This window comes from Streptomyces argenteolus (assembly GCF_042902585.1).
Classification (GTDB): Bacteria; Actinomycetota; Actinomycetes; order Streptomycetales; family Streptomycetaceae; genus Streptomyces; species Streptomyces argenteolus.
In genome coordinates this window covers 155,116-167,032 of sequence record NZ_JBIBEG010000009.1, presented here as the reverse complement: position 1 = coordinate 167,032, position 11,917 = coordinate 155,116, and the positions used below count along the sequence as shown (strand labels likewise).

General features: G+C 72.8%; 8 protein-coding genes. 1 reads left to right on the top strand and 7 read right to left on the bottom strand.

All coding sequences use genetic code 11. The features are described from left to right. Positions 1-216: 216 nt before the first annotated feature. The 6 genes from ACFY8O_RS27815 to ACFY8O_RS27790 form a co-directional block, all read right to left on the bottom strand. Entirely contained in the window at positions 217-2,085 is a 1,869-nt protein-coding gene (locus ACFY8O_RS27815) for a CocE/NonD family hydrolase (protein WP_387907002.1), read from the bottom strand. Positions 2,086-2,682: 597 nt separating this feature from the next. Then, complete coding sequence (locus ACFY8O_RS27810) at positions 2,683-4,503, bottom strand: SpoIIE family protein phosphatase (RefSeq protein ID WP_387906999.1); 1,821 nt, start codon at positions 4,501-4,503, stop codon at positions 2,683-2,685. Between the two features lie 423 nt (positions 4,504-4,926). After that, entirely contained in the window at positions 4,927-5,175 is a 249-nt protein-coding gene (locus ACFY8O_RS27805; RefSeq protein ID WP_387906997.1) for a hypothetical protein, read from the bottom strand. Between the two features lie 167 nt (positions 5,176-5,342). Next, a complete protein-coding gene (locus tag ACFY8O_RS27800; protein WP_387906995.1) occupies positions 5,343-6,557 on the bottom strand; it encodes a thiolase family protein in 1,215 nt (404 codons plus the stop codon). Continuing rightward, complete coding sequence (locus ACFY8O_RS27795; protein WP_387906993.1) at positions 6,554-7,201, bottom strand: CoA transferase subunit B; 648 nt, start codon at positions 7,199-7,201, stop codon at positions 6,554-6,556. Before ACFY8O_RS27795 ends, ACFY8O_RS27800 begins: the two co-directional genes overlap by 4 nt. After that, positions 7,201-7,971 carry a CoA transferase subunit A gene (locus ACFY8O_RS27790; protein WP_145810260.1) on the bottom strand — a complete coding sequence of 257 codons (771 nt, stop codon included), beginning with the start codon at positions 7,969-7,971 and terminating at the stop codon, positions 7,201-7,203. Before ACFY8O_RS27790 ends, ACFY8O_RS27795 begins: the two co-directional genes overlap by 1 nt. A gap of 127 nt (positions 7,972-8,098) precedes the next feature. Between ACFY8O_RS27790 and ACFY8O_RS27785 the strand changes: the two genes are divergently transcribed. Further along, on the top strand, positions 8,099-9,763 hold the full coding sequence (locus ACFY8O_RS27785) for an IclR family transcriptional regulator domain-containing protein (RefSeq protein WP_387906990.1): 1,665 nt from the start codon (positions 8,099-8,101) through the stop codon (positions 9,761-9,763). Between the two features lie 134 nt (positions 9,764-9,897). On the opposite strand, the gene ACFY8O_RS27780 is transcribed toward ACFY8O_RS27785, so the two are convergent. Beyond that, positions 9,898-11,673 carry a serine/threonine-protein kinase gene (locus ACFY8O_RS27780; protein WP_387906987.1) on the bottom strand — a complete coding sequence of 592 codons (1,776 nt, stop codon included), beginning with the start codon at positions 11,671-11,673 and terminating at the stop codon, positions 9,898-9,900. Positions 11,674-11,917 lie beyond the last annotated feature (244 nt).

Genomic DNA, 11,917 nt, shown 5'->3' with positions numbered 1-11,917 from the left:
AACGACACCGGCTCGGCCGAGGTCGAGGTCGAGGCGTGATCGGACCCGGCTCGCAGTTCGTCATCCACGGCACCCCAGCATCAGGGCGCACCCGGAAGTAGGTGCGCCCCCACCTCGGAGGAGGGAACTGCCCCCCGGCCGGCACACCGTCGAGGTGGGCCGACCGGGAGGCCGTCGTGAGCCGGATTCCGGAGGCGGCCGTGGCCGGCGCCGGGATCAGAGGCGACCGCGCGGGACCACGGTGAAGGTGGGGGGCCCGGCCGGCAGATCCACCGTGTACTGGCGCAGATACGTGTCCAGGTACGGAGAGCGGGCACCTCCGGTCGCGACGTCGTCGGCCGGGTCGTCCAGGGCCAGCCGGAGCAGTCCGTTCTTCACCCGGACGGTCTCGCCGGACGGCGTGTCACGCCACGACCCGGTCCGGATGGAGCCGATCTCCACCGCCAGGACATGGCCGGCCGCCAGCGTCCAGTCGGTCGCTTTGAGATCGACACGGAGCCGCCCGGAGGTCAGGAGTGACACCTGCTCGTCGAACATGACGGCGGTGCCGTCCGGGGCCACGTCGTACAGCTTGAGCATGACGTTGCCCCGCCCCTCGGCGGTCAGGGAGATCTGCGGGGTTCCGGTCACGCGCACGGCGCGCTCGACCGGTTTCGACCACACGAAGAAGCTCGATGTGACCGCCCCCGCCTCCTGGAGCCGCGCGAGCCCTCCGGTCAGCCCCTTCGGAGCCACCGGGTCGGTGGCGGGCGCGTTCTCCAGGTCCCACCCGCCCGAAGGTCGCTCCCTCTCCCTGGGTGCCGGGACGCCGGTGGCAGCCGGTGCCGAGAGACCGCCGTCGTCGACGTAACTGCCGCCGCCGAGCGGGAGGGTGACGGAGCGCTCGACGACCGGCCAGGTCTTCTGCGCCCGCCAGGCGCCGGTGGAGTCCTCGACGGAGTAGGCCGGGTAGCGGACCGCCGGCCGGACGCCCTTGAGGTACTGGTCGTAGAAGGACAGGGTCTCGTCATACCACCCCTCCCGCCCCATGGCCAGCCTGCCGTCGCTCGTACGGTCACCTCCGCGTACGTGGTCCCACTGGCCGACCCAACCGCGCTCCGGGCCCTGGTGGTTGTCGAGGTATTCCTGCATCTCCTCGGGCTTCGTGTTGTTCTCGATGAAGCCCTGGGTCACGAAGAGGGGGGTGTCCGTGCCTTCGGCCGACTTCGCCAGGTCGCGGGAGGTCCAGAAGGGGTCGTCCTGGTCGGCGATCCGGTATCCGGCGGCGTTGTCCGTCAGGCACTCCGGATGGCTCTGCTCGTAACGCGCGTTGGCCAGGTAGCGTGCGTCGTCGTCCGCCATCTGGGGCTGCGTGGCGATGGAGTTGTAGGCGTTCGCCGTGCCCGTGACGTTCGGGCGGGGCACTCCGTTGGAGTAGATGTACGGGTACATGTCCCAGAGGGGTTCCTGGGCGACGACCGCCTTGAGGGCGCGCTGGTCCAGGTTGTTGCCGATGAGGCCCGTCACGGCGTCGTACGACTTCCCGTAGAGGCCCACCGCGCCTGTGGACCACGGCTGTTTCGCGGCCCAGTCGATCGCGGCCCGCACATCGGCCTGCTCTCCGGGGCCGCCCCAGTCGAGACACCCGGTGGAGCCGCCGAAGCCGCGCAGGTCCACCATGACGAAGGCGTACCCCTGGTCGAACAGGTCGGTGCCCTCGATGAAGTCCTGGAAGCGGGCGGAGGGGCCGGTGTGGGTCCAGCCCTCCACGCCGGACTGCCCGGAGTGGCTGAAGTAGGGGCCGACCGAAAGGATGACGGGGACCTTCGCCCTCTTCGGGAGGCCTTCGGGGAGCAGCACGTCGGCGTGCAGCTCGGTGCCGGAGCGGTCCGACGAGGGGAAGTAGTGCTGCGTCCAGAGGGAGCCCTCGGGAACGCGGTCGTTCTCCTCGTGGCCGACGGGGTCGGTCGCGGTGGCTACCGTCGCCGCGCGGGTGGGTGGGGCAGCGGGCCCTGAGGCGGCTGCTGGGGCGGCGAGTGCGCCGGTCAGCGCGATGGTGGTGACCAGGGCCGAGGCAGCCCATCTGGCCGTGCGACGTGCTCTCACATGCTTCTCCCGGCTGGGTGGATACGGGGTTTCGCAGTGGTGCAGGCCGAGCAGCGGACCCCGGCCCGTGGTGAGAGGGCGCGACGGTGGTGGCGCCGCGTCCGCACAGCGGGGTTGCGGTCGCGGACGCGGACCGGGGCCGACGGCGAGCGATTCTATGATCACCGCGAGAAAGCTTCAACAGGCACGTGTATCCCGCGTGTTACGGATGTGAGGGACACGCAGGGAAGGCTGTGGCTGGCGGCCGGTGGGTCGCGCGCTGGGGAACATGGTCGGTCGGGCGGCCATGTGAGGACCGTTCAGGAGCGGGAGATCGGCGACCCGGCGGTCAGGGGCGGCCGGGGCATTCCTGCGGGCCGTACGAGGGTTGCCCAGGGAGGAGGGCTGCCCGGCGGTCGGCATGGGGGATCCCACCGACCCGGCGCACGAGAGGCGCCCTACCCCGCCACGGAGCCGGCGGGAGCCGCACGGACGGTTCGGCTGGGGCGCAGTCCTCGCCCGGCCGCTTGGAGCGCGGAGCCCGAGCCCGGAAGTCTGAGCCCGCAGCCCGCAGCCCGCAGCCCGGCATCCTCGCAGGCGGGGGTGCCGGCCGGGCGGTCAGGCCGGTTCGGAGGTGTCCCGCACCGGGGTGTCCTCGATGCGGGAGCCGGGTGCGCCACGATTGCCGGCGGCCGGGCTGTGCGCGTGCTGCGGCGGTGCCACGTCGTCTGCCGGGAGGCCCGCCGGCGGCAGGCGCAGGACCAGCAGGGCCACGTCGTCGCCCATGGGGTCCATGCGCCGCATGAGCGCGTCGAGGAAGTCCTCGATGCCGAGGCCCGCGAGGGCGGCCGCGTGCCGGCGCAGCGAGGCGAGGCCCGCTTCGATGTCACGGTTGCGGCTCTCGACGAGCCCGTCGGTGTAGAGCAGGAGGGTCGATTCGGGCGGCAGGTCCGCGCGGGCGTCGGGCCATCCCAGCCCGAGGTGCAGGGCAGAGCTGAGGCCGAGGAGCGGGCCGTGTCCCCCTTCGAGGAAGCGGGCCTGTCCCTCCGCGGTGATCAGGAGGGGCGGAGGGTGCCCGGCGTTGACCCAGTGGAACTGCCAGGGTCCGCCCTCCGGGCCCTCGATGCGGGCGAAGACGCAGGTGGCCATGGGGGCGTCGCTGGTGTGGGTCATGGCCTCGTCCAGCCGGCGCATGATCAGGCTGGGGGGTTCCGTCCGGTCCCAGGCCAGGGCGCGCAGCATGTTGCGGACCTCTGCCATGTGGGCGGCGGCCTTCAGATCGTGGCCGACGACGTCCCCGATGACCATCGTCAGTACGCCGTCGCCGAGGAGGAAGGAGTCGTACCAGTCCCCGCCGATCTCCGCGGCGCTCTCGGCCGGCCGGTAACGGGCCGCCAGATTCAGGTGGTCGACCTGCGGCAGGGGAGTGAGGAGCTGACGTTGCATGGTCTCCGCGACGTGCCGCTGCTGTTCGAACAGCTGGGCGGCCTCCATGACGAGGCCGGCGCGTCGCGCGATGTCGGTGAGCATGAACAGTTCGGCGTCGGTGTACGAGGAGTCCGGGGCGACCCGCGCCACGGTGAGTGCGCCGAACACCTGGCGGCGGGTGTGCAGGGGCATCACGACCGCGCAGCTGCCGCCCAGCCGGTCGAACAACTCCCGGTGGGCGCGGCCTAGAGGGCTGTCCGGTTCCTCCGCCAGGGCTTCCGCGTCCAGCACCACGTGCCGCGCCTTGCGCAGGGCCTGCATCACCGCCGAACCCTTCGACTCGTCCAGGGCGGGCAGGGGCCCCGTCAGTGTCTCGGCCTCGGGCCGGTCCCCGGCCGTACGCACCGCGACGCGCCGCAGGCCCTTCGCCTCTCCCTGCACGAACGCGTCGATCGCGGCCCAGTCGCCCATGTCCGGTACCAGCAGACCGGTCAGCCTGCCCAGCATCTCCGTCGTGTCCAGGGTGGAGATGAGGACCGTCGAGACCTCGGCAACCATGGTCAGCCGGGCGGTGAGTCCCTCCAGAGCGGCGAGGTAGGCCGCAGTCTGCTCCGCGGCGTCCCGGTGCAGGCTGAAGTCGTGGAAGACGACGACCGCGCCTTCCGTCCGTCCTTCGTGCCGGAGCGGAGTGGCCGCCCAGATGATCGGGACCAGGCTGCCGTCCCCCTTCAGGAAGAGTTCCTCGCTGCCCTCGGCCGGCCGGCCGCTCTCCAGGACCGCCATCAGGCCGCACTCGCCGCGCGGGACCGGGCTGCCGTCCCGGTCCCGGTGCAGCAGATCGTGCATGTCCTGACCGAGCATCTGTTCCTGGGGGCGGTCGAGGAGCTGTTGGGAACGGGGATTGCACGCGGTGAGCCGGCCGGTGGTGTCGGTGACGAACACCCCCGCGCCCAGGCTGTCGAAGACCGCCCGCATGAGGGCGGTCTCCAGAAGCCCGTCCGAGGATTTCACCGTGTGACCCCCGTCCTCGTCGGGCAGACGGCGGCGCCTGCCGGCCTCACCAGGTCAGCAGGCTCCGTCGGCAGCTGCCACGCCTGCGGCACCTGGACCTCCACCGTGGACGCGGTCTGGGGGGTCATGCGCTCATGCCTTCCACTCCGTGGCCGGAGCCGGGCCGGGGCCGCCCGGCGAGGGGTCCGGACGGTGCCCGCACCACAACACCTGTTCATCATTCATCCGGCACGCCCGTTCCGCCGCTCGGGAGCGCCGTCGCGGTTGTACGGACCCGAAGGGGGTGGGGGCCCCTGAGTGCGGTCGGCAGCCGGCGAGCTGTGGCCGTCGTGTGCCGGGCCCGCTCGGCTCTCAGCCGCCCGGCGGTGCCTCTCGCGCCAGGCCCCCGCGGCCCCGACCGCCCACCCGGGCACCAGGACCGCGTCATCGGCCGAATCGGGCGCCGACACGCGACGAGCCGCCTGCTGCACGGCGAAGGAGCGCCGCCGTCGTACGGAGGCAGAGGCCGGTGCGGGTCGTGACGGCGGCGACGACTGTCCTCGACAGCCCGGGGGCCTGCGCGAGGCGCGGGAGCAGCTCCGGCCGCTCCCGCGGGAGCGCCGCACGTCCCAGGAGGATCGCGCCGGTGGTCAGCTCGCCCCGCCATTTCTGCTGCCATGCGCCCTGGGCCATGAGGGCGAGGTGTACCGCGACCTGCGCCCAGGGTCACGTCGCAGAGCGCCGGTGACGTCCCAGGGAACCGCCGGAGCCGTCGGTCGACGACACCTCGCCCAGGCGAGAGCACGCAGGACGTGAGGAGCCGGTGCCGGCCGGGCCGGCACCGGCTCACCCCCTGAGGCTCACCTCTCCAGTACGAGGGCCGAGCCCTGACCCACCCCGATGCACAGCGTCGCCACGCCGACCCCGGACCCGGCTGCCTTGAGCTGGTGGGCGACGGATCCCGCCAGACGGGCTCCCGAGGCGCCGAGCGGGTGGCCGATCGCGATCGCGCCGCCGCGCGGGTTGAGCACCGACGGGTCGAGGTCGGGCCACTCCGCGACGCACCCCAGCACCTGCGCCGCGAAGGCCTCGTTGAGTTCGAGCGCCGCGAGATCGGCGAAGGTCCTGCCGACCCGCTCCAGGGCACGGTTCACGGCCTCGACGGGCGCGAGGCCGAAGTAGTGCGGCTCGTTCGCGGAGACCGCGGACGCGGTGATCCTGGCCAGCGGCTCGCGCCCGGTGGCCCGCAGTCCTTCCTCGTCGGCCAGCAGCAGGGCCGCCGCGCCGTCGTTCAGCGGGGAGGAGTTGCCGGCGGTCACGGTTCCGTTCTCCGTACGGAACGACGGCCGGAGCGTGGCCATCGCCTCCAGCGAGGCGTCGTCCCTGATGCACTCGTCCCGGTCCACGACGAGCGGATCGCCCTTGCGGCGTGGGATCGTCAGCGGCGCGATCTCGTCGTCGAACAGTCCGGCCGCCCGTGCCGCCGAGGCCTTCCGGTGGGACGCGAGGGCGAACTCGTCCTGCTGCTCCCGGCTGATGTGGTGCTTCTCCGCGATCAGTTCGGCGCTCTCGCCGAGCGGCACCGTCCACTGCGGGTCCATCCGCGGGTTGACCATGCGCCAGCCGAGGGTGGTCGAGAACATCTCCGTGTGCCCGGCCGGGAAGGCGCGGTCGCTCTTCGGCAGGACGTACGGAGCGCGGGTCATCGACTCGACGCCCCCCGCCACGACCAGGGAGTGGTCTCCCAGCGCCACGGCGCGTGCCGCGTGCACGACGGCCTCCAGGCCGGAGGCGCAGAGCCGGTTGACGGTGACGCCGGGCACCGAGACCGGCAGCCCCGCGAGGAGCGCGGCCATCCTGCCGACGTTGCGGTTGTCCTCACCGGCGCCGTTGGCGTTGCCGAGCACCACGTCCCCGATGCGCGCGGGGTCGAGCTCCGGGGTGCGGTCGAGCAGCGCGCGGATGGCGTGGGCGGCGAGGTCGTCGGGCCTGACCGGCGCGAGCGCCCCGTTGTACCTGCCGATCGGGGTCCGGACGGCATCGACGACGTACACGTCGCGGGGGCGGAAACTCATGACACGATCCTTTCGGCCGTACGGACGGGAGCGGCCGTCCTCGTGAGCACGTCCGCCTCGCTCACGCCGGGGGCGGTCTCGACCAGGACCAGTCCGTCCGCGGTGACGTCGAGCACGGCGAGGTCGGTGATGATCCGGTGGACGCACGCCTTGCCGGTGAGCGGCAGCGTGCACTCCTCGACGATCTTCGGGCTGCCGTCCTTGGCAGTGTGCGTCATGGTCACGATGACCCTGCGGGCGCCGTGCACGAGGTCCATGGCCCCGCCGATCCCGGTCACCATCTTGCCCGGAACCGCCCAGTTGGCGAGGTCGCCCCGGGCTGAGACCTCCATGGCGCCGAGCACCGCGGTGTCGATGTGACCGCCGCGGATCATCCCGAAGGAGAGCGCGGAGTCGAAGAACGATGCTCCCGGCCTGACGGTCACCGTCTCCTTGCCCGCGTTGATCAGGTCGGGGTCGACGTCCTCGTCGTACGGGAAGGCGCCCGTCCCCAGAATGCCGTTCTCGGACTCCAGGACGACGTGCACGCCCTCGGGCAGGTGGTTGGGGATCAGCGTCGGCAGCCCGATGCCGAGGTTGACGTACTCGCCGTCGTGCAGTTCGGCCGCCGCCCTGGCGGCCATCTCGTTCCGGTTCCAGGGCATCAGACCCGTGCCTCCCGCTCCGTGACGGTCCGCTTCTCGACCTTCTTGTCCACGGCCTGCGCGGCGGTGAGGGCGACGACCCGCTGCACGAAGATGCCGGGCAGGTGGACGTGGTCCGGGTCGATCTCGCCCGGCTCCACCAGTTCCTCGACCTCGGCGACGGTGACGCGGCCGGCCATGGCGGCGAGCGGGTTGAAGTTGCGCGCGGACTTGTTGAAGACGAGGTTGCCGTGCCGGTCTCCCTTCGCCGCCCTGACCAGGGCGAAGTCGGTGCGGATGCTGTGCTCCAGGACGTATGCGGTGCCGTCGAAGTCGCGTACCTCCTTGGCCGGTGAGGCGACGGCGACGCCGCCCTCGCCGTCGTAACGCCAGGGGAGTCCGCCCTCGGCGACCTGTGTGCCCACACCCGCGGGCGTGTAGAAGGCGGGTATTCCGGCGCCACCCGCCCGGAGCCGCTCGGCCAGGGTGCCCTGGGGGATCAGTTCGAGCTCCAGCTCGCCGCCGAGGTACTGCCGTGCGAACTCCTTGTTCCCGCCGATGTACGAGCCGGTGACCCGGCGGATACGGCCGGCGGAGAGCAGCACCGCGAGCCCGGTGTCCATCGCTCCGCAGTTGTTGGACACCACGTCGAGCCCGCTGACCCCGCTCGCGTGCAGGGCATCGATCAACACGTTCGGCACCCCGCTGAGACCGAAGCCTCCCACCGCCACCGAGGCGCCGTCCGGCACGTCGGCGACGGCCAGTGCCGCTGACGCGACCACCTTGTCCATGGAACCGTCCATCCCTTAGTATTCGCATAGTGAAGTTTCCTTCACTACGATGCGCTGAGTTTGCCGCCCGGATCGGAGCCGTGTCAACGGTCCTGGCTCTCGCCGCCCCCACCCGACGGAGAAACAGATGGCACCGACCGGCACGTCCCAGCCGGGCGCGGAGGCGCCCCCAGAGGCCGTCACCCCGCTCGTACGAGGCATCACCGTGCTCCGCCGGCTCACGGACGCCGACGGCTCGCTCAGCCTCAGCGAGCTGGAGCGCGCCACCGGACTCGCCCGCTCCACCGTCGACCGGGTCACGCTCACGCTCGCCCGCACGGGATACGTCCGCCTCGAGGGCCGGACCGTCACCCTCGCTCCGCGCCTCATGGAACTGGGCAACGCCTACCTGTCCTCGGTCGGCATCCCCGGTCTTCTCGGCGACGGGGCCGACGCCCTCGCGGGCGAGCTCGACGAATCCGTTTCCCTCGCGGTGCCCGACGGCGGGGGCATCCGCTTCGTGCACCAGGCCGTCCGGCGCCGGGCGATGTCCCTGCGCTTCCGCATCGGCGACCTGCTGCCCGCCGAACGCACGGGCCCGGGCGCGCTGTTCGCCACTCTCTGGGGCGCCCAGGAGTGGCGGGCCTGGCGGGAGAAGAGGGCCTCGGACCCGGACGGAGCCGGCTTCCCGTCCCTGCCGGCGCCCCCGTGCCCGGCGGACGATCTCTTCGAGGAGCGGGTGGCGGCGGCGCGGAGCGACGGCTGGGCGCTGGACGACCAGCTGATCGAGCCCGGCCTCATCGCCCTCTCCGTACCGGTACGCGACCCCGCCGGGGGCATCGCGTGCGCGCTCAGCGTGGTCAGCCACACCAGCCGGCACACCGCACGCGGGCTCCGCGAAAGTCTCCTGCCCCGGCTGCTCGACGCTGCTGCCGAGATGGCGTCCCGGCTCAGGGAGGGGACCGCGCCCCCCTCCGCGCCCACGCCGGCACCCCTCGCGTCGTGGACGGCGGCCTCGAAGCAGGAACTGGGCCGGGAGTTCATCGAATCGCTCGCCAGGGGCCTCACCGTCGTCACGGCGTTCGGCGACACCGGCCCGGACCTGACCCTCAGCGACGTCGCCCGCGCCACCGGTCTGTCACGTGCCTCGGCGCGCCGGGCGCTGATCACGCTCGAACACCTCGGCTACGTCACCGCCGACGGGCGCGCGCACCGGCTCACGCCGCGTGTCCTGGCACTCGGGTATCCCGCGCTCTCCCGCATCACCCTGTCCCGGATCGCCGAACCGCACCTCGCCGCACTGGCCGGGCGGATCCACGACTCCGCGTCACTCGCCGTCCTCGTGGACGACTCCGTGCAGTACATGGCGCGCGCCGCCACCCACCGCATCATGAACGTCGACATCACCGTCGGCACCCGCTTCCCCGCCTACGCCACCTCGCTGGGCCGCGTCCTGCTGGCCGGCCTGTCGGGCGACGGGCTCCGGTCCGTCCTCGCCCACGCGGAGCTGCGCCCCCTGGCCCCGCACACGCTCACCCGCCGCGCCGAGCTCGAGACCGTACTGGACCGGGTGCGCGCCCAGGGGTACGCCCTGGTCGACGAGGAACTCGAGGCCGGGCTGCGCTCGATCTCGGTTCCCGTCCGGGACCGGGCCGGTGCGACCGTCGCGGCCGTCAACGTGGCGATGCACAGCAGCAGCCGGACCATCGAGGAGTGCCTGGAACAGGTGCTGCCCCAACTCCGCCTCACCGCAGGGAGTATCGAGTCCGAACTGCACATCGCCTCCCGCTACACCCACGTGGCCGTGGCGTGAGCCGGGTGTGGCCGCCCGCCCCGTCCGCCGGGCCGCCTGCCCTGTCCGGGCGACGCAGGACAAGGGGCCCTCCTGTGCCACGACGGAAGGTCCGGCGCGACCACGGAGGTACGGCGCGGCGGCCAGGAGATCCCTCAGGCGTGGAAGCCGTTGCAGACGACGGAGGTGAAATCGGAGGGTCCACCCTCGACGTGGTACAGCACCACCGTCCAGTCACCCCTGTCGTCGCCCACCGGAATGGCGTCGAGGGTCCGGCCGCCGAGGTGGGCCTGGAAGTCCTCGGGGTAACGGAAGGTGATCGTTCCGCCGGACGACCATGCGGAGAAGACGTCGACGGGCTTGCTGGTGAAGCCGATCCCCGTGCTGACGGATCCGGTGGGCCGGCCCGTCACGGGGTCGGTCCCGTGCGGAGGACGGACACCGACGGCCACGTAGTACGGCGCGGGTCGCTTTCCCCGGCCTGCCTTGTCCGGCCGCAGTTGCACCGATGCGGTGTCGGACCCGGTGGTGTGCGAGACGGAGGAGCGCAGGCCGGCCGGCAAGGAGGCCATGTCGAGGCCGGAGAGGTCGCAGAAGCCGATGCCCTGGGCGGCCTGCGCGGGATCGTCGGACAAGGTCCAGTGGTCCTGCGACTCACGGCCGCCGGCGATGTGGTCCGGCGGCCCGGAGGCCGGCGCGGAGGTGGCGGGCCGCCGTGCACCCTTCTCCCCGGCGGTCGGCGTCGCCCCGGCAGTCGGTCCCGCGCCGGACGCTCCGCCGTCCGGCTGCCCGGAGAGGAGCCAGGCGGTCACGGAGGCGGCGAGCACCGCCGCGACCGCCGCGAAGCCCACCGCCCCCCGTCGGCCGGTGCGGGAGGGCACGGTCCGAAGTCCCGGGCCGTCGTACGGGGTGGGTCCCTGGGGCGCGGAGGCCACGGCAGCCGCGCCGGGTTCCGCCGCGCCCGCCGGCAGAGGGCCGGTCGCGGCTTTCTCCCGCACGGCCGTGTTCTCCCGTACCGCGGTGGCCTCCCGCACCGCCGGGGCCTCGGCGTCCCCGGCCCCGGCGTCCTCGCGCGTCGCCGCGGAGTCCGCCCGGTTCAGCGACCGGTAGTGGGCGTCCGTGGCGAGGGCGGAGTCGACCGCGCACCGCGCGATCACCGTCGCGGGATCAGGCCGCTCGGCCGGGTCCTTACCGACGCAGTCCCGGATCAGTTCCGCCAGGTGGGGGTGCACGCCGGACAGGTCGATCTCCTCGTGCACGGCCCGGTAGCTCACCGCCGCCGCGTCCCCCGAACCGAACGGCGGTCTGCCGGTGGCCGTGTACGCGAGCGTCGCACCCAGGGCGAACACGTCCGCGGCCGGGCCGACCTCGTTGCGCATGACGACCTCGGGCGCCGCGAATCCTGGGGTCCCCGGACCCATGCCGTCGCGCGTGAGCACCGTCCGGCCGAGCGACCGGGCGATCCCGAAGTCGATCAGCTGCGGACCCTGCGGCGAGAGGATCACGTTCTGAGGCTTCAGGTCCCGGTGGGTGACCCCGTGGACATGGACCGCGGCGAGCCCTTCGGCGAGGGCGGCGAGGAGCTTCAGCGCGCTCTTCGGCGGGAAGGGCCCGAACTCCCGCACCGCGCCGTGCAGCGTGGGACCGGCCACGTACTCGGTGGCGAGCCAGTAGGGCGCCGTGTCGAGCGACGCCTCGATCAGCTGGGCGGTGTAGGCGCTGCGGACGGCCTCCACGGTGGCGGCCTCCCGCCGGAACCTGGCCAGCGCCTCGGGGTGATCACTGATCTCGTCCCGGATCACCTTCACGGCCACCAGCCGTCCACCGGGTGACCTGCCCAGATACACCTGCCCCATCCCGCCGGCTCCGAGCCTGGCGATCAGCGTGTACGCGCCGATGCGCGAGGGATCCTGGGGCCGCAGCTCGTCCACGGCACGACTGTGCCACATCCCCGTTCCTCCCGGCCCGGAGTCCGTGAATGCGGGTAGCCCCCGGGTGGTCTGCCGGGCACCGCCGGGGGTAGGCGACCGGTCGACGGGAGGTGCGCCACACCACCGGGCCGGGCGCCCTGCGCCCGGCGAGCACCACGACCCCGCCGCACCGCCGGGCCCGCTCCGGGTGCGGACCGCGGCGAGGGAACAGAGGATGCGAGGGATGGCGAGCCGCACCTGCCGG

What these genes read in the sequence shown, in the direction of transcription:
- ACFY8O_RS27795 (WP_387906993.1), bottom strand. Translation starts at nt 7,201, where the DNA reads ATGCCCTGGAACCGGAACGAGATGGCCGCCAGGGCGGCGGCCGAACTG.
- ACFY8O_RS27790 (WP_145810260.1), bottom strand. Translation starts at nt 7,971, where the DNA reads ATGGACAAGGTGGTCGCGTCAGCGGCACTGGCCGTCGCCGACGTGCCG.
- ACFY8O_RS27805 (WP_387906997.1), bottom strand. Translation starts at nt 5,175, where the DNA reads ATGGCCCAGGGCGCATGGCAGCAGAAATGGCGGGGCGAGCTGACCACC.
- ACFY8O_RS27800 (WP_387906995.1), bottom strand. Translation starts at nt 6,557, where the DNA reads ATGAGTTTCCGCCCCCGCGACGTGTACGTCGTCGATGCCGTCCGGACC.
- ACFY8O_RS27785 (WP_387906990.1), top strand. Translation starts at nt 8,099, where the DNA reads ATGGCACCGACCGGCACGTCCCAGCCGGGCGCGGAGGCGCCCCCAGAG.